Annotated in this window: 10 protein-coding genes; 7 read left to right on the top strand and 3 right to left on the bottom strand. The window is 34.4% G+C overall.

Going from position 1 to position 21,271, the window contains the following annotated elements:
* Positions 1–99 precede the first annotated feature (99 nt).
* Positions 100–648, bottom strand: coding sequence for a chromate transporter (locus RT228_RS04160; protein WP_006259263.1), 549 nt, complete (start codon positions 646–648; stop codon positions 100–102).
* A gap of 3 nt (positions 649–651) precedes the next feature.
* Complete coding sequence (locus RT228_RS04155) at positions 652–1,188, bottom strand: chromate transporter (RefSeq protein ID WP_006263287.1); 537 nt, start codon at positions 1,186–1,188, stop codon at positions 652–654.
* 303 nt (positions 1,189–1,491) lie between these two features.
* Between RT228_RS04155 and RT228_RS04150 the strand changes: the two genes are divergently transcribed.
* From RT228_RS04150 to lgt, 7 genes are all read left to right on the top strand, one after another.
* Positions 1,492–1,959, top strand: a complete 468-nt coding sequence (locus RT228_RS04150) for a hypothetical protein (RefSeq protein ID WP_071307301.1) — start codon at positions 1,492–1,494, stop codon at positions 1,957–1,959.
* A 271-nt stretch (positions 1,960–2,230) separates the two neighbouring features.
* Positions 2,231–14,398 (top strand): T9SS type A sorting domain-containing protein, encoded by a 12,168-nt coding sequence (locus RT228_RS04145; RefSeq protein ID WP_313138475.1) that lies wholly within the window; start codon positions 2,231–2,233, stop codon positions 14,396–14,398.
* Positions 14,399–15,447: 1,049 nt separating this feature from the next.
* Positions 15,448–16,464 carry a DUF6266 family protein gene (locus RT228_RS04140; RefSeq protein ID WP_071307299.1) on the top strand — a complete coding sequence of 339 codons (1,017 nt, stop codon included), beginning with the start codon at positions 15,448–15,450 and terminating at the stop codon, positions 16,462–16,464.
* A 573-nt stretch (positions 16,465–17,037) separates the two neighbouring features.
* Positions 17,038–17,709: a GTP cyclohydrolase I FolE gene (gene folE, locus RT228_RS04135; protein ID WP_006259271.1), complete on the top strand. Its 672-nt coding sequence runs from the start codon at positions 17,038–17,040 to the stop codon at positions 17,707–17,709.
* A gap of 17 nt (positions 17,710–17,726) precedes the next feature.
* Positions 17,727–19,205 (top strand): cysteine--tRNA ligase, encoded by a 1,479-nt coding sequence (gene cysS, locus RT228_RS04130; protein WP_006263282.1) that lies wholly within the window; start codon positions 17,727–17,729, stop codon positions 19,203–19,205.
* A 199-nt stretch (positions 19,206–19,404) separates the two neighbouring features.
* Positions 19,405–19,629 carry a membrane protein insertion efficiency factor YidD gene (gene yidD / locus RT228_RS04125; protein ID WP_006259273.1) on the top strand — a complete coding sequence of 75 codons (225 nt, stop codon included), beginning with the start codon at positions 19,405–19,407 and terminating at the stop codon, positions 19,627–19,629.
* Positions 19,630–19,790: 161 nt separating this feature from the next.
* A complete protein-coding gene (gene lgt / locus RT228_RS04120; RefSeq protein WP_283839575.1) occupies positions 19,791–20,723 on the top strand; it encodes a prolipoprotein diacylglyceryl transferase in 933 nt (310 codons plus the stop codon).
* A 40-nt stretch (positions 20,724–20,763) separates the two neighbouring features.
* On the opposite strand, the gene RT228_RS04115 is transcribed toward lgt, so the two are convergent.
* A complete protein-coding gene (locus RT228_RS04115) occupies positions 20,764–20,952 on the bottom strand; it encodes a DUF4177 domain-containing protein (RefSeq protein ID WP_016649600.1) in 189 nt (62 codons plus the stop codon).
* Positions 20,953–21,271: the final 319 nt, after the last annotated feature.

Here is a 21,271-nt window from a genome sequence, read left to right as displayed (position 1 = left end):
ACTGCAGTCATAAGAAATAGAGTTTATTCTTTTTCTGTTTATAAAATCAGCAATTTTTAAGGAGTATAACCATATATATTTATTCCGTTATCTAAAATCTCAATAAATCAATATCCCTACGACAGCTGTAACAAAAAGAATAAGGATAGGATGTATCTTAAACCTGATAGAACAGATAAGAGCCAGAATAAACAAGCCTATACTGTAATAATCAGAGAAGCTCTCTCGATCTATTAGTGATACAGCTGCTAGGGCAATCAAAGCTATACTCAATGGCTTAATCCCCATTAAGGCATATGAAAAATACTTATTAGATCGAAACTTTAAATAGAAATATGAAATCAAACAAATCATCATAAAAGAAGGTAGACAAAGGGCAATAGTAGCAATGACAGACCCGAGTATAGCTACCATAGGAGAATATCCCGCACCATGTAATGCACTATAACCAACATAAGTAGCCGAATTAATCCCTATAGGACCAGGTGTCATCTGAGAAACTGCTATAAGGTCTGTAAACTCTCCTCTACTGATCCACTGATTCTTCTCTACAACTTCTTCTTGAATAAGAGACAGCATAGCATATCCTCCACCAAACCCAAAAGTACCGATTTTTATGAATACCCAAAACAATTTTAAAAATATCATATCTTATGCTTTACTTTTTTCTCTTATACTATGATATACAATTCCTCCTACACATCCCCCTATTACAATCCAAATTGGAGACACACCTAATCCCCACATCATGCCTAGAGCTACTAAGGGAAATATCAACGTCTTTGCTGTCATATTATTAGCCTTAATAGCAGTATAACACGGTGCCGCGATGAGAGCTACTACTACAGGTCTGAGGGCTTTAAACGCCTTTATCACATAAACATTTTCTTGAAATCGACTAAAAAAAACTGCTATGAGAAGTATAATAGTAAAGGGAGCTAATATAGTGCCTAGTGCTGCGACTACTCCCCCTTTTACCCCGTTAATCTTAAACCCCACTAAGGCGGCTATATTGGTAGCAAACACACCAGGAAGAGACTCAGTTATAGCTAGAAGTTCATAAAACTCGTCCTGAGTTAACCAATCGCGAGAAACTATTTCTTTTTCGATTAATGGAATCACAGCATACCCCCCACCAATGGTAAAAAGTCCTATTTTAGTAAAGAGATAAAATAATTTGAAAAGCATGATTAAGAAGTTTTTTAATACAAAACAAAGCTTACAATATACAAAACCTCTCTTTTTTCACCTAATAAAACAGTTCTAAATCCCTTCCAAAAACCACTTCATTTAAGCAACAATTCCTTTTTATTACCTTAAAAATCGAATAACAACATCCCTTCTAATCCTGTGTATAAAGTGTAAAAAACACAACATAAAAGCCGTTCATCAAAATAATATTACAGTTTACAGCATTTTTAAGAATATTGCTAAAATTTGACATTTCTTATTTTGAAATTTTTTGTAATTTGCCGACAAACAAAAGAACACATGAAAAGACAATTCCATTATATACTATTTCTTATTCTACTAAGTGTTGGCACCTATGCCCAAAAGCTTGAGTTATATACCAATGATGGTAAAGAAGAATATCTAGGTTGCCTAAGCTGTGATGCCAAAGAGGCTAACTCTATATGGAATACCTATGGAACGTATGGGAACTTATACAGCCAAAAGTCAATCTGGAATAAATATGGTATCTATGGAGACCAGACCAGTAGCTACTCTCCCTGGAATATACATGCAGATAAACCTCCTATCGTAAAGAAAGACGGGATTACATATGGATACTTCAGTACCAATAAACACTTCGTAGGTAAGCGCGTAGAAGTAGAACTAACTAAGATGCTCTATGAATACTACCTAGACTTAAAAGAAGATCCTTCCAAATGGACAAAGGCTAAAGAAGTAGTGAAAGCTAAAGAAGTACAAACACAAAATGAAATTACCAAGAAATAAAAAAAAGCGATGGAGATCTCCATCGCTTTTTTGCTTTAAATCACCTCTTATATCTTATAATTCTCTTTCACGTAAAAACTAAATATTAATAGAAACAAACAAAGTACCTTCTAATACAATTAATCAAACAAATATTTACCTCCTGATAACCTTGACGTAACAACAACTTAATATATTAACTTTTAAACATGTAGGCACTGACTGTATATTTATATATATCCATCTGATATACTATATTTTATATAATAATTTAAGTTAATACATGTTTACTATGGTTAAAAAATTATTCCCCTTGTTGTGTGCTCTATTATGTGTTTTTTCACAACGTTCTTATAGTAATATCTATTCGAAATCTGATAATTCCTCCTCCCATATCTCCCAAACAAATAACTCTAACTACAAATATTATAACTTCGTTTTTAAAGAAAAAACTGTAACCTATACAGGAGAGACATTTTATCATGAACCAACTAATGTTCCTCATAATGTAACGGTGAAGTATGATAAAAATGGCTTCGTTAATGCTGGTTCATATATTGTAAAAGCTTACTTTTACAATGAAAACAATATTTTAATTTCAACAAAATCCGCTAGGCTTAATATTGACAAAGCTAGAATTACAGGTGTTACTTTACGAAAAAAAGAAGTTGTATATGATGGTTCTAAACATTCTCTTGAAATAAGTGGAGAATTACCTGAAGGAGTCACTGCTACTTATCAAAATAACTCTCATACCAATGCAGGAGTGTATAAAATGAGCGTTCGACTAGCAAGAAAAAATCACATTACTAGTACTCGTTCTAACACCCTTACTATACTCCCAATAGATATATCGAGTAAATATACCTTAACTAGTCAGATGTTTGTTTATGATGGACAATCAAAGTCTATTTTCCTAAATCAAAAACTACCTTCTGGTCTTTATATATCTTATAAAGGTAATAATCAATCAGAAATAGGCTCCCACTTAGTGACTGCTACAATAACAGGTAGTAAAAATTACACACCAATTCCTCTAGAACTAAAAGCTACTATAACAATTACTAAAGAGGAAGTATCAGAAGAGCTTCCTGGTATAGAAAATATTACTTTTGAAAACCTTACCACTCCATACACTGGATCAACTATATCTATATTAGCTAATAATCTACCTGATAATGTTATTGTAAAATACAGTAAAAATGACTATCGAGAAGTTGGTCATTATCAAATAAAGGCTTCTTTCTATTTTAAAAACATTCTCCTTGGTACCAAAACAGCTTTTCTTACAATCGAAAAGGCTAGAATTACAGGAGTTACCTTTAATAAAACATCTGTTTTATATAATGGAGAACCTCATACTCTATTACTAAAAGGAGATTTACCTAATGGAGTGACTGCTATTTACTCTAATAACAAACACACTAATGCTGGTACTTACAAAGCAACAGTAAAACTTACAGGAGAAAATTATATTACAAGTACTAGAACAAACACTTTAACAATAACGCCAATTGACTTAACTCAAATTATTGAATTTAAAAGTCAAACTTTTAAATATGATGGGATTGTTAGGTTCTTAAAAATTACCTCTCCTTTACCTAAAGAACTAAAAGTATCCTATAAAAATAATGGACAGAATGCTATAGGAAACCATCAAATAGAAGCTACTATTACTGGTAGTGATAACTACACACCAATGCCATATAGAGTATCTGCAACTTTATCAATTACTAAAGCACAAGAAGAATTACCATCTCTTGATAGTGTAATCTTTGAACATAAAACAGAAACATATACAGGAGAGGTCATCTCGATTGACGCAACGAACCTTCCAAACTTAGTTACTGTAAAATATAACCAAAATGAGTACATCAATACTGGTGTTTATCAAGTAGTCGCTTCATTCTACTATAAAGACATCTTATTAGGAACTAAATCTGCAACACTAACTATCGAGAAAGCACGTATCATTGGAGTCAAGTTTAGTAAAAAAGAAGTAACCTACGATGGCAAAGAGCACGAACTATTACTAGAAGGGGAATTGCCTTTAGGCGTAACAGTTACTTATAAAAACAATATTCATAAGAATGCAGGTACTTATAAAGCTTCCGTTACCTTAACAGGAGACAACTATATCTCAAGTACGAGATCAAACGAGCTAATCATATTACCTGCTGATATCACTCAACTAGTAGAGCTAAAAAGTGAGTCGTTTATATATGACGGTAAACCGAAGTCACTAGCTATTACAGGTGAAATACCTCAAGAACTAACACTTACTTATACTAATAACACACATACAGCAATAGGTAATCACACAGTAACAGCAACATTAGATGATAGTGATAACTATACACCGATGCCTTATACCCTGTCTGCTACTTTGTCCATTACTAAGAAGCAAGAAGAATTACCTTCCCTTAATAATGTAATATTTGAACACAAAACAGAAACGTACACTGGAGAGGCTATTTCAATCGAAGCAACGAACCTTCCTAATAACGTAAGAGTCTCTTATGATAAGAACCAGTATACTGACGCTGGTATTTATCACGTAATAGCTTCTTTCTATTTTAAAGATATCTTACTAGGTACAAAGTCTGCTACACTAACTATCGAAAAAGCACGTATTACGGGAGTGAAGTTTAGTAAAAAAGAACTAACCTATGATGGCAAAGAACACGAATTATTACTAGAAGGTGAACTACCTCTAGGGGTAACTGCTACTTATAAGAACAATACTGGAACTAACACAGGTATCTATAAAGCTTCAGTAAAATTAGAAGGAGACAACTATATCACAAGTACGAGATCAAACGAGCTAATCATATTCCCTGCTGATATCACTCAATTAGTCGAGCTAAAAAGCCAGTCGTTTATATATGATGGCAAGCCGAAGTCACTAACCGTTACAGGAGAAGTCCCTCAAGAACTAACACTTAGTTATCAAAACAACAAACATACAGAAATAGGGAACCACACAGTAACAGCGACATTAGATGGTAGTTCTAACTACACTCCGATGCCTTATACCCTATCCGCAACTTTATCAATTACAAAGAAAGAGGAAGAATTACCTTCTTTAGACAAAGTGATTTTTGAGCATAAAACAGAGACGTATACAGGAGAAACAATCTCAATAGAAGCTACTAACCTTCCTAATAACGTAAGAGTCTCTTATGATAAGAACCAGTATACTGACGCTGGTATTTATCACGTAATAGCTTCTTTCTATTTTAAAGATATCTTACTAGGTACAAAGTCTGCTACACTAACTATCGAAAAAGCACGTATTACGGGAGTGAAGTTTAGCAAGAAAGAAGTAACCTACGATGGTAAAGAGCACGAGCTATTATTAGAGGGTGAACTACCTCTAGGGGTAACAGTTACTTATAAAAACAATATTCATAAGGATGCAGGTACATATAAAGCTTCCGTTACCTTAACAGGAGACAATTATATCACAAGTACCAGATCAAACGAGCTCATCATACTACCTGCTGATATAACTCAATTAGTGGAACTAAAAAGTGAGTCGTTTATATATGACGGTAAACCGAAGTCACTTGCTTTTACAGGTGAAATACCTCAAGAACTAACGCTTACTTATCAAAACAACAAACATACAGAAATAGGCAATTACACTGTCACAGCAACATTAAGTGGTAGCTCTAACTATACGCCGATGCCTTATACCCTATCTGCTACACTATCAATTACTAAAAAACAAGTAGAACTACCATCCCTTGATAATGTATTCTTTGAACACAAAACAGAAACGTATACTGGTGAAGTAATTGCTATAGAAGCGACTAACCTTCCTAATAACGTAAGAGTTTCTTATGATAAGAACCAATATATTGACGCTGGTACATATCAAGTAGTAGCTTCATTCTACTTTAAAAATATCTTACTAGGAACTAAGTCAGCTACACTGACTATCGAGAAAGCACGTATCACGGGAGTCAAGTTTAGTAAAAAAGAAGTAACCTACGATGGTAAAGAACACGAACTGCTATTAGAAGGAGAACTACCTAAAGGAGTAATTGTTACCTATAAAAACAACAGAGCGACTAATGCAGGTACATATAAAGCTTCTGTAAAATTAGAAGGGGACAACTACATCACAAGCACCAGATCAAACGAGCTCATCATACTTCCTGCTGATATCACTCAACTAGTGGAGCTAAAAAGTGAGTCGTTTATATATGACGGTAAGTCTAAGTCACTTGCTATATCAGGTGAAGTACCTAAAGAACTAACACTTACTTATCAAAACAACAAACATACAGAAATAGGGAACCACACAGTAACAGCAACATTAAATGGTAGTGATAACTACGCACCGATGCCTTATACCCTATCTGCTACGTTATCGATTACCGAAGAACAGGAAGAGCTACCATCTCTTGATAGTGTAATATTTGGACACAAAACAGAAACATATACAGGAGAGGTTATTTCAATCGAAGCGACTAACCTACCTAATCTAGTTACTGTAAAATACAGCCTAAATGAGTACATCAACACGGGTGTTTATCAAGTAATCGCTTCCTTCTATTTCAAGGACATCTTACTAGGAACTAAATCTGCTACACTGACTATCGAGAAAGCACGTATTACAGGAGTGAAGTTTAGCAAGAAAGAAGTAACCTACGATGGTAAGGAACATGAGTTACTATTAGAAGGAGAATTACCTCTAGGAGTAACCGCTACTTATAAAAACAATATTCATAAAGATGCAGATACTTATAAAGCTTCAGTAAAATTAGAGGGAGATAACTATATCACAAGTACGAGGTCAAACGAGCTCATCATACTACCTGCTGATATAACTCAATTAGTGGAATTTAAAAGCCAATCATTTATCTATGACGGTAAGCCAAAGTCACTAGTTGTTACAGGTGAAGTACCTCAAGAACTGACACTTACTTATGCTAATAATACACACACAGAGGTAGGCAATCACATAGTAACAGCAACATTTAGTGGTAGCTCTAACTACACTCCGATGCCTTATACGCTGTCTACTACGTTATCGATTACTAAGAAGCAAGAAGAATTACCTTCTTTAGACAAAGTGATCTTTGAACACAAAACAGAAACGTACACTGGAGAGGCTATTTCAATCGAAGCAACTAACCTTCCTAATAACGTAAGAGTCTCTTATGATAAGAACCAATATATTGACTCAGGTACATATCAAGTAGTAGCGTCATTCTATTTCAAGGACATCTTACTAGGAACTAAGTCAGCTACACTAACTATCGAGAAAGCACGTATCACAGGAGTAACGCTTAGTAAAAAAGAAGTAACCTATGATGGTAATGAACACGAACTTCTACTAGAAGGAGAACTGCCTTTAGGCGTAACTGCTACTTATAAGAACAATACTGGAACTAACGCAGGTACATATAAAGCTTCGGTAAAATTAGAAGGAGACAACTATATCACAAGTACAAGATCAAACGAGCTAATCATATTACCTGCTGATATCACTCAACTAGTAGAGCTAAAAAGTGAGTCATTTATATACGATGGTAAGTCGAAGTCACTAATAATTACAGGTGAAGTACCTCAAGAACTAACACTTACTTATACTAATAATACACATATAGAAATAGGCAATTACACTGTCACAGCAACACTAAGTGGTAGTGATAACTACGCACCTATCCCTTATACATTATCTGCTACATTATCGATTACACAAAAAGAGGAAGAGCTACCATCCCTTAATAATGTAATCTTTGAACACAAAACAGAGACATATACAGGAGAAGTAATCTCGATTGAAGCGACTAACCTTCCTAATCTAGTTACTGTAAAATACAACCTAAATGAGTACATCAACACAGGTACATATCAAGTAATAGCTTCTTTCTATTTCAAGGATATCTTACTAGGAACTAAGTCAGCTACACTAACTATCGAGAAAGCACGTATTACAGGAGTCAAGTTTAGTAAAAAAGAAGTAACCTACGATGGCAAAGAGCACGAACTTCTATTAGAAGGAGAACTACCTCTAGGCGTAACAGTTACTTATAAAAACAATATTCATAAGAATGCAGGTACTTATAAAGCTTCTGTAAAATTAGAAGGAGATAATTACATCACAAGTACCAGATCAAACGAGCTAATCATACTACCTGCTGATATCACTCAACTAGTAGAGCTAAAAAGTGAGTCATTTATATACGATGGTAAGTCGAAGTCACTAATAATTACAGGTGAAGTACCTCAAGAACTAACACTTACTTATACTAATAATACACATATAGAAATAGGCAATTACACTGTCACAGCAACACTAAGTGGTAGTGATAACTACGCACCTATCCCTTATACATTATCTGCTACATTATCGATTACTAAAAAACAAGTAGAATTACCTTCTTTAGAGGGGATAATCTTTGAACACAAAACAGAAACGTACACTGGAGAGGCTATTTCAATCGAAGCAACGAACCTTCCTAACTTAGTTACTGTAAAGTACAATCAAAATGAATACATCAATACTGGTGTTTATCAAGTAGTCGCTTCCTTCTACTTCAAAGACATCTTACTAGGAACAAAATTAGCAACTCTTACGATCGAAAAAGCACGTATCACTGGAGTAACATTTAGTAAAAAAGAAGTAACTTATAATGGCAAAGAACACGAACTTCTATTAGAAGGTGAGTTACCTCTAGGCGTAACTGCTACTTATAAAAACAATATTCATAAGAATGTAGGTACTTATAAAGCGTCTGTAAAATTAGAAGGGGACAACTACATCACAAGCACTAGATCAAACGAGCTCATCATACTTCCTGCTGATATCACTCAATTAGTGGAACTAAAAAGCGAGTCGTTTATATATGACGGTAAGCCAAAGTCACTTATGATATCAGGCGAAGTACCTAAAGAACTAACACTTACTTATCAAAACAACAAGCATACAGAAATAGGCAATCATAAAGTAACAGTAACATTAAGTGGTAGTTCTAACTACACTCCGATGCCTTATACCTTATCTGCTACGCTATCAATTACTAAAAAACAAGTAGAATTACCTTCTTTAGAGGGTGTAATCTTTGAACATAAAACAGAAACATATACAGGAGAGATCATCTCGATTGACGCAACGAACCTTCCTAATAACATAAGAGTAACTTATGATAAGAACCAGTATACTGATGCTGGTATTTACCAAGTAATAGCTTCCTTCTATTTCAAGGACATCTTACTAGGAACTAAGTCTGCTACACTGACTATCGAAAAAGCACGTATCACTAGAGTGAAATTTAGTAAGAAAGAAGTAACCTATAATGGTCAAGAACATGAACTTCTATTAGAAGGTGAATTGCCTCTAGGCGTAACCGCTACTTATAAAAATAATAAGGCTACTAATGCAGGTATCTATAAAGCTTCGGTAAAATTAGAAGGAGACAATTACATCACAAGTACGAGATCAAACGAGCTCATCATACTTCCTGCTGATATCACTCAACTTGTCGAGCTAAAAAGCCAGTCGTTTATATATGATGATAAACCGAAGTCACTAGCTGTTACAGGCGAAGTCCCTCAAGAACTAACACTTACTTATGCTAATAATACACATACAGCAATAGGCAATCACATAGTAACAGCAACATTAAGTGGTAGCTCTAACTACACTCCGATGCCTTATACGCTGTCTGCGACTTTATCCATTACACAAAAAGAGGAAGAGTTACCTTCTTTAGAGGGTGTAATCTTTGAACACAAAACAGAAACCTATACAGGAGAGACAATCTCAATTGAAGCTACTAACCTTCCTAATAACGTAAGAGTCTCTTATGATAAGAACCAGTATACTAACATTGGTGTTTATCAAGTAATAGCTTCATTCTACTTCAAGGGCATTTTATTAGGAACTAAGTCTACTACACTGACTATCGAGAAAGCACGTATTACGGGAGTCAAATTTAGTAAGAAAGAAGTAATCTACGATGGTCAAGAACACGAATTATTACTAGAAGGTGAACTACCTCTAGGCGTAACTGCTACTTATAAAAATAACAGAGCGACTAACGCAGGTACGTATAAAGCTTCTGTAAAATTAGAAGGAGACAATTATATCACAAGCACTAGATCAAATGAGCTCATCATACTACCTGCTGATATCACTCAATTAGTCGAGCTAAAAAGCCAGTCGTTTGTATATGACGGTAAGCCAAAATCACTAGCTGTTACAGGTGAAGTTCCACAAGAACTAACACTTACTTATACTAACAATACACACACAGAAGTAGGTAACCATACTGTCACAGCCACACTAAGTGGTAGTAGTAATTATACACCAATGCCATATAGAGTATCTGCGACTTTATCAATTACTAAAGTACAAGAAGAATTACCTTCTTTAGACAAAGTGATTTTTGAACACAAAACAGAAACGTACACTGGAGAAGTAATCTCGATTGAAGCAACTAATCTTCCTGACTTAGTAACTGTAAAATACAACCTAAATAAGTACATCAACACGGGTACATATCAAGTAGTAGCGTCATTCTATTTCAAGGATATCTTACTAGGAACTAAGTCAGCTACACTGACTATCGAGAAAGCACGTATTACAGGAGTGAAGTTTAGTAAGAAAGAAGTAACCTACGATGGCAAAGAACACGAGCTTCTACTAGAAGGAGAACTACCTCTAGGTATAACAGCAACTTATAAAAACAATATTCATAAGAATGCAGGTACTTATAAAGCTTCGGTAAAATTAGAAGGAGACAATTATATCACAAGTACCAGATCAAATGAGCTCATCATACTACCTGCTGATATCACTCAACTTGTCGAGCTAAAAAGTAAATCCTTTATATATGATGGTAAGCCAAAGTCACTTATAATATCAGGTGAAGTTCCACAAGAACTAACACTTACTTATACTAACAATACACACACAGAAGTAGGTAACCATACTGTCACAGCCACACTAAGTGGTAGTAGTAATTATACACCAATGCCATATAGAGTATCTGCGACTTTATCAATTACTAAAGTACAAGAAGAATTACCTTCTTTAGACAAAGTGATTTTTGAACACAAAACAGAAACGTACACTGGAGAAGTAATCTCGATTGAAGCAACTAATCTTCCTGACTTAGTAACTGTAAAATACAACCTAAATAAGTACATCAACACGGGTACATATCAAGTAGTAGCGTCATTCTATTTCAAGGATATCTTACTAGGAACTAAGTCTGCTACACTTACTATTGAGAAAGCGCGTATCACAGGAGTAAAGTTTAGTAAAAAAAAAGTAACCTATGATGGTAAAGAACACGAACTACTACTAGAAGGAGAACTACCTCTAGGCGTAACAGTTACTTATAAAAACAATATTCATAAGAATGCAGGTACTTATAAAGCTTCTGTAAAATTAGAAGGAGATAATTACATCACAAGTACCAGATCAAACGAGCTAATCATATTACCTGCTGATATTACTCAACTTGTCGAGCTAAAAAGTGAGTCGTTTACATATGATGGTAAGCCAAAGTCACTAGCTGTTACAGGTGAAGTACCTCAAGAACTAACACTTACTTATACTAATAATACACATACAGCAATAGGGAATCACACAGTAACAGCAACATTAGATGGTAGTAGCAACTATACGCCAATGCCTTACTCTCTGTCTGCTACATTATCGATTACACAAAAAGAGGAAGAATTACCTTCTTTAGACAATGTAATCTTTGAACACAAAACAGAAACATATACAGGTGAGATTATTTCAATTGAAGCTACTAATCTTCCTGACTTAGTAACTGTAAAATACAACCAAAATGAGTACATCAATACTGGTGTTTACCAAGTAGTAGCTACCTTCTACTTTAAAGATATTCTACTAGGAACTAAGTCTGCTACACTAACTATCGGAAAAGCACGTATTACGGGAGTGAAGTTTAGTAAAAAAGAAGTAACCTACGATGGTAAAGAACACGAACTACTATTAGAAGGAGAACTACCTCTAGGCGTAACTGCTACTTATAAAAACAATATTCATAAGAATGCAGGTACGTATAAAGCTTCTGTAAAATTAGAAGGAGACAATTATATCACAAGTACTAGATCAAACGAGCTAGTCATATTACCTGCTGATATCACTCAATTAGTCAAGCTAAAAAGCAAATCATTTATTTATGACGGTAAACCAAAGTCATTAGTCATTACAGGTGAAGTACCACAAGAATTGACGCTTACTTATCAAAACAACAAGCATACAGAAATAGGCAATCATATGGTAACAGCTATACTTAGTGGTAGTGATAACTATACACCAATACCTTATACTCTGTCTGCTACATTATCGATTACTGAAGAGCAGGAAGAACTCCCTACATTAGATAATATAATTTTTAAAGATATAGTTGCTATTTACAGTGGTCAACCCTACAAGATTATTGCTACAAACCTTCCTCAGGATGTAACTGTAAAATACAGTGATAACTCCTTTACTAATTCAGGTGTTTATATCATCACTGCAGACTTCTATTATCAAGATATTTTATTAGGACATAAAAGAGCAACGCTTACTATAGAGAAAGCTCCCATCACTAGTGTAAAGTTCAGTAAAAAAGAAGTTAATTATACAGGTACAGCACATCAGCTCCTACTAGAAGGAGAGTTACCTCAAGGAGTAAAAGCAACCTATCAAAACAATAAACACATTGATGCAGGAGAATATAAAGCTTCCGTAAAACTAGAAGGAGACAATTATATCACAAGTACTCGTACAAATCTATTGATCATTCGACCAGCAGATCTGACTAGATTAGTGAGCTTAAAGAATCAATCGTTCAAGTATGATGGACAGCCAAAATCTTTAAATATAGAAGGGCATATACCTCAAGGGCTACGTATTACTTATCAAAACAATACGCATACAGACATTGGACACTATACAGTTACAGCCACATTAGAAGGAAGTAGTAACTACACTCCTATGCCTTATACAATGACGGCAATATTAGCCATAAGCCACGAAGGCGAAACTCTACCAATGCTGGACAACGTTATATTTGAGAACAAATCAGTTACTTACAATGGTAACTCTCATAAACTAGAAGCATACAATATTCCTAATGAAGTCAATGTAGAATATGACAGAAACTACTATGACAACGCAGGAGAATATAGTATAAAAGCTTCTTTCTATTATAAATCAATACTTATTGGTACTAAAACAGCCAAATTAACAATAGAGAAAGCTAAACTAACTAATATCACATTTAGCAAACTTATAGTGGATTATACAGGTAAACCTCAGAAGATCTTAATCAAAGGAAAACTGCCTAAAGGAGTGACTGCCACTTACGAAAATAATATTCACACAGACGCAGGCATTTACAAAGCTAGTGTTACACTAGAAGGCGATAATTATATTACTAGCAAACGCACAGCTAATCTTACAATCAAGCCACTTGATATACACAAATTCATTTCATTTCCTAACCAAGCTTTTGTATATGACGGTCAACCTAAAACACTTACCTTGACAGGAAACTTACCCCATCCTCTAAAAGTGACTTATGAAAACAATACACATACAGAAATAGGGAAATATCAAGTAAAAGCGACCATTGAAGGAAGTAGTAATTATGCTCCAATGCCTTATGTAATAACAGCAACTTTGGTCATCAGAAGTGATGATGAAGCAGCTGATATAGTTGAATTATCTATTAATGAACAAGTGTTTAAAAACCCAACCAATAAGATAACATACATCTTGCCTTGTGGAGAAAAATATGCTCGAATAGAGTTTAATGAATTAAGTGCAGGAGCTTTTATCACTAACAACATAAAAGAGGAATACTTATTACATTATGCAGGTACGTTTACAATTCCTGTAACAGTTAAATCTGAATCACAGACACTCACTAGAGAATACACAATAGAACTAATCAGACCCGTACCTTTCGAAAAAGTAGCGATAATGAAGCCAGATAATTCTTTTGTCATAAATATGAACTCAGCCACAAACGGAGGTTTTAACTTCACCTCATTTAATTGGTATAGAGATGATATGCTAGTGAGTACAAATAACTATTATGTAGCAGGAGCGTACAGTGATATCAATAACAATAATCAAGTTCAACATCACTTAATACTGACAACGGATAAAGGAGAAAAAGTCTATACCTGTAAACAAATTATAGAGATCAATAATACAAACAAGGTCAAACTGTTCCCAAATCCAGTAAATCAAAACAAAATAATCAATATTGTTTTTGATATGGATAGAACCACTTTTAGTCCTGCTAGGCTAGAAATATATTCTATACTAGGAAACAAGGTATTAGAGGCAGAACTTCCCAACCGAGAGAACAGTGTTCACCTCCCACCACATTTACAAAGTGGTAAATACATCGCAGTTATTCTAATCAATAACGAAAAGAAAATTATCAACTTCATCATCAAATAATTTTTTACTTTCTGTTTATACTTCCGAAAGGTTGAATCTCATCACTGAGTTCAACCTTTCTTTTTTTAATAATCTCAGTAAATCCTACTACACCTCTTTTGTCATTCTGAGCTTGCGAAGAATCCCATCCTACATGATTGTAGAGTTACGTGTGAGACCCTTCCTATCGTAAGTGTGACATAGATAACGGATTAGTAGTTCCGTGTTATATGATTAACAATTAATATTTCCAGTTGTAATCATTCTGAGCTTGCGAAGAATCCCATCCTACATGATTGTAGAGTTACGTGTGAGACCCTTCCTATCGTCAGGGTGACATAAATAACGGATTAGTAATTCCGTGTTATATGATTAATATTTCCAGTTGTAATCATTCTGAGTCTACGAAGAATACCATCCTATACATCCACTCCTAATGTCCATTCTGAGCCTGCGAAGAATCTCATCCTATAGAGAAATACTAGTGAGATAATTACATACACTACCCTCACAGAATTACCCCAAAACTTAAAAACACTTTTTCTTCTTTTCGTTCTGATTACAGTCAAAAAATAAGAATACCCTCTCTAATTTCTCTTCTTTCCTTCACTTGTCTCCTCTTGAAGAAAACCAATCCTGCTAAAAGGTTCCTTTTTTCTAATTTTTTTTAATTGCACAAAAACATTATAAGTTGTATATCAGTTATTTATTAGAAATCCTAATTATACCAACTACTTGACAAGGTCAGTAAAAATACACTACAAGAGTCTTTCCTTGGACAATAGTTGGAGAATACTAGGACAATAACGGGGTTAAAGCAACTTTTGCCCAATAATACTCCTTTTATACTTCTTCTACTCTTCTTTTATGAAAACTTAATATGATCATACAGCATTAAAAATAAGCTCTATAGAAGGCGAAATCATTCGCTTTGATATTCTTCATTTCATGTCCTCATTTTTATAAAGTGTGATGTACATTAGGACAACTTCTTTTATCGATTGTTTGAACAGTTAAATAATCATATATCAGTATTTTATATCTTGTAATAACCAAAAAACGAGATAATCATGGCAGAAATCAAAGAAGGAATATTAGGTGCTGTAGTAGGAAAAGTAGGAACCGTAGTGGGCGTACTGTGGAGAGGAAGAAATATACTCCGCGCTAAGCCCTTAAAATCAAGTAAAAAAGCGACTGAAGCACAATTGAAACAATGGGATAAGATGAGTCTCGTATCTACCTTCGCTAGTAAATTCAAGGATTTTGTCAATGCGCATTGCCCTGCGGTCTACAACGGAGAGAAATGGATGACAGGAAAAGAACAAATGATTTCTAGACTGATGAAACAAGGCATCGCAATACATGAAGGAGAGCAATATGTACAAATAGACAAGGTGCTGCTCTCTATCGGAACTCTTGCTCCTGCTGTGATTAAGAAAATAAGTAGACTCAAAACAGGTAAGCTAAAAGTACAATGGGATAATCATCTGATCAATCCCCTGACGCTAGATACAGACGTACTAACGATTATGGCGTATCACGAAGAATTAGATAAATTCACGACCATCTCTAATATCGGGCAACGCAAAGATAGATATACTCACTTCTCTTTACCTAAGGAATGGCAAGAGGGGAAAGTCTATCTGTGGAGTATGTGGAAAGCACAAGACAGTAATGTACATAGTACAAGTTGCTTTCATGGAACATTAGAAATGGATATTGAGGGGGCTGGATATGAGGGAACAGGGAACCGAGAAACAGATAACAGGGAAACAGATAACAGGGAAACTGAGAATAAGGAAACTGGGAACAGAGAAACAGATAACATGGAGACTGGAAACGAGGGAACACTTGTTCCTATAACGGATAATGTAAGTGAATCCTCTCTTCCTATCCCACTTATGGAAGAAGAGTCCATAACTAAAAAAGAACTACCGCCTGGACTCATTCGTCAAGTCAGAAAGAAAATCATAAAAGAAATAAAGTCAAGAGAGTTTTCTAGTAGAGATAATACGCATGAAGAGATTATTTATGGAGCGCGGTCTGTCTTAGAAGCATTGAAGGCTGAAAAGGAACAGAGAGAGTGAAATAGCAAAGGTTAATTCACAGCACGTTATTCTTTAAATCTAATGGGATATAATTAGTTTTAACCCAGATTATGCAATAGACATATAAACGAAAAGTAATTATACAAAATAGGTCTGAATTAGTGATTAAAGCATACTATAGTATGGTTTTAGAGCTAATGAAAGAACTATGAAGTAGAATTGCTTTATAGTATTTGGCTAATGCGTAATGTGGGGTAAAAGCACTTACACATTGTCTAAATAGCGAATATCTTCTAAATCAACAGATGCTATTTAAACCATACTTACATATATAAAGTCACTTATAAGCGATGATTTTTAAAGTTACATCATATTGAATTACTATAAATTAGATTTTGTATTGATTCGATTTCTTGTTCTAATTTAGAACTCTTTATTAATAGAGGTTTTACAATCTCTCTCCTCACCTACTCCTTAAAAATCAGAAGTGACAAACTTTAACTAATTCCAGCACTTAGAGGTAGATTATTTATAAATAAGTGTCAGAGTTTATCTATAATTATTATTTATATTTGTAGCGAGTTATAACAATATGTATTAAAAAGAAATAGAATGAATACAGACGAAAAGTTTCACGACGAAATGGGAGACAACCACATCGCATCTAGTGATGCAACTCCACTTAGAAGTGATGCATTTGACCGCACAGATGACGAAAAAATAGAATTGATAAAAAAAGATGTAGAAAACATTCTTAACACTTTAGGATTAGACTTAACAGATGACAGTCTTAAGGGTACACCTAACCGTGTAGCTAAAATGTTTGTGAAAGAGATGTTTGGAGGATTAAATCCTGCTAAAAAGCCAAGTGCTTCTACATTTGACAATAAATATAAATACAACGAGATGTTGGTAGAAAAGAACATTGTAGTTTATTCTACTTGTGAACATCACTTACTACCTATCGTTGGGCGTGCTCACGTAGCGTATATATCTAATGGTACTGTAGTAGGTCTTTCTAAGATGAACCGTATCGTTGATTTTTATGCAAAGAGACCTCAGGTACAAGAGCGTTTAACTATTCAGATTGTAAATGAATTAAAACGTGTATTAAACACAGAAGATGTGGCATGTATCATCGATGCAAAACACTTATGTGTAAACTCAAGAGGAATCCGCGATATCGAAAGTAGTACTGTAACTGCTGAGTTCGGAGGAAAATTCCAAGATGAGAACGTTCGTAAAGAGTTCTTAAACTATATCCAATTAGAGACTAAGTTCTAAACATTACAAATTATATTATGCCTTTATATCAAGAACAGCAATTAAAAATGTACAACTCCATCACTGGAGAGAAAGAAGTTTTCAAACCTATCCATGAGGGTAAAGTGGGTATGTATGTATGTGGACCAACAGTCTACAACTATGTACACCTTGGGAACTGTCGTACTTTTATATCTTTTGACTTGGTATATCGTTATTTAAAACACTTAGGATATGCTGTGCGTTACGTTCGTAATATTACTGACGTAGGACATATGGTAGACGATGTAGATGAAGGAGAAGATAAAATCGCTAAAAGAGCGCGTATTGAGCAGATAGAACCAATGGAGATTGTTCAGAAATATACTTTGAACTTTCACAATATTCTAAAACAGTTCAATAACCTACCTCCTAGCATTGAACCAACGGCTACTGGGCATATCATCGAGCAAATAGAAATCATACAAGCGATCATCAACAATGGTTTTGCTTATGAGGTGAATGGATCTGTGTACTTCGATGTAGAGAAATACAATCAGTCTCATAACTATGGAATATTAAGTGGTCGTAAGATAGAAGATATGTTATCTAATACAAGAGATTTAGATGGACAATCTGACAAACGCAATCCACTTGACTTTGCACTTTGGAAAAATGCAGAGCCTCAGCATATCATGAGATGGCCTTCACCATGGGGAGATGGATTCCCTGGATGGCATCTAGAGTGTACTGCTATGAGTACAAAATACTTAGGTAAGCACTTCGATATACACGGAGGTGGAATGGATTTAAAATTCCCTCACCATGAGTGTGAGATTGCACAGAATGAAGCTTCTACAGGTAACTCACCTGTAAACTACTGGATGCATGCTAATATGCTTACTCTAAACGGTAAGAAAATGGCTAAATCTACAGGGAATAACATTCTTCCTGATGAATTATTCTCTGGCGAGAACAATATCCTTAGCAAAGGGTTTGCTCCTGCTGTAGCAAGGTTCTTTATCTTACAAGCGCACTATAGAAGTATCTTAGACTTCTCTGATGATGCTATCTTAGCGTCTGAAAGAGGATATCAAAGATTAATGGAAGCTATCAAATCTCTAAAAGATTTGAAAACTTCTAGCAACTCTTCTGTTGATATCACAAAATGGAGACAATCGTGCTATGATGCAATGAATGACGACTTTAACAGTCCGATTTTAATTGCAAACTTATTTGAAGCAGTTAAATTCATTAACCTAATTAAGGATAATAAAGAGACTATTTCGGCTACAGATTTAGATACTTTAATTAATAGTATGAGCGCATTTGTATTTGATGTATTAGGTTTAGAAAACACTGAAACAGCAAGTGCTAATAACGAAAAACTAGAAGGTGTAGTCAATATGCTTATCGGAATGCGCAACGAGGCTAGAGCAAACAAAGATTTCGCAATGTCAGACCACATTCGAGATGAACTAGCTAAAATCGGTATTCAACTAAAAGATGGTAAAGAAGGTACTTCTTTCTCTCTATAAATACACAAAAGAGGTTATTCTATGAATAGCCTCTTTTTTTATACATACCTCACCTACAATAGTTAAGTTTATTTTTTGTGATTATAAAATAGTCTTGCTAAAACTAATTCCTTCTACTCATTTCTAACCTAGAATTTCTTACTTTTAGCACTATAATTAAACTCATCGTACATTTGTACACTTTCATATTTCTGTTACTATGCTAAAGAAAATATTAATATTCCCATTTGTAATATTAGTCCGTTTTTATCAGCTGGCTATTTCACCATTCTTCCCTCCTGCTTGTCGATACAGTCCTACTTGCTCACAATACACCTTAGAAGCACTAAAAAAACATGGACTTTTTAAAGGTGGTTGGTTAGCTATAAAGCGAATCGCTAGTTGTGGACCATGGGGAGGTAAAGGATATGATCCAGTGCCTTAATTATTATTTAAGTAAACTAGGAACTGAGGAACACAAAACAGGGAGCTAGTAACTGAAATAGAAAACAAAAAACAATGAAGTACTCTTGGGTGTAAACCACAATTACTCTTTTGAGAATAAAGATTATTTCATACATTTATCATCTAACAGTATAAAAAACTATGATACATTCATTACATATGATTTGGAACCCATCAGAAGGGTTGGATTTAGGATTTATTAAACTGAGATATTACAGTCTTATGTTTGTAATCGCATTTGGTTTAGGGTGGTTCTTAATGAAAAAGATATATGATCGCGAAGGACTAAGTGTTGAGAAACTAGACAAATTATTTATCTATACTGTATTAGCAACTTTAATAGGAGCTCGTCTAGGGCATGTATTCTTTTACGATTGGGATTATTATAAAGATCACTTATTTGAGATTATATCACCAGTGCGTTTCACACCTAAGTTTGAAATCGTTGGTTTTAGTGGATTAGCAAGTCATGGTGCAGCTATTGCTATTATCACTGTTATGTATTTTTACAGTAAAAAGATTATTCAAAAACCTGTACTTTGGATACTAGATAGAGTAATCATCCCTGTAGCAATAGGGGGAGTTTTTGTTCGTTTAGGGAACTTCTTTAACTCAGAAATTATAGGACACGAAACTACAAATGCTTTAGGTATTCGATTTTTAAGAGATAAATTCTCTCCTAGAGAAGCAATGGAGATTACAGGAATTCCTGATTATAACCAAGCTTATGACGCGATAGCTCATAATCCACAGTTTGCAGAAGCTTTAAACCTAGTATTAGCTAAACACCCTACTCAACTTTATGAGGCATTTGGATATATACTTGTGTTCATTATTGTTTACTATATGTATTGGAAGACAGATGCACGCAAAAAGTTAGGTTATATCTTTGGAGTGTTCTTAGTACTACTGTGGATGGTAAGATTTATAGTAGAATATATGAAAGAAAGTCAAGGAGGTTTTGAAGATCAACTAGGCAATATTTTATCAACAGGACAATGGTTAAGTATTCCATTTATCATCGTAGGGATTTACTTATGGGTTACTGCCAAGAATAGAGTATACGAATCATAAATATACAGAGAGCTAATCTAGATTGATTAGCTCTCTTTTTTTATATTTCTCTCTTGAGTGTATAATAGATCCTTTGTGTTGTACTCCCCATAATACAAGGAGCTGTAGACACTAGCTCCCATCCTTGACTTCCTAGATCATTTAGTGTATCATCGGTCTCCTTCATTTCCATTTTTGCAAAGAATCCACTAGTCACTACTTCAATTGTTTTATATTCAAATCGTTTCATAATATTGTAATTAGTTCATTCTAAGATAATCAATTAAACCCAGATTATGCAATAAACATATAAACGAAAAGTAATTATACAAAATAGCTCTGAATTAGTGATAAAAACATACTATAGTATAGTTTTAGAGCTAATGAAAGAACTATGAAGTAGAATTGCTTTGTAGTATTTGGCTAATACATAATGTGGGTTTAACATCACACTTCGAAATAATTCTATATTGTTTTGGCTGATTCTAACGTCCCCTATTTTTAACTAAGGATAAAAATGTTTTAGTTAGTAACATCAATATTATTGGATATTCTTTTCTTTTTAACGA

The organism is Myroides sp., from assembly GCF_032073645.1.
Classification (GTDB): Bacteria; Bacteroidota; Bacteroidia; order Flavobacteriales; family Flavobacteriaceae; genus Flavobacterium; species Flavobacterium odoratimimum.
Note: the sequence above shows the minus strand (reverse complement) of the source record. Positions and strands in the feature narration are given on the sequence as shown.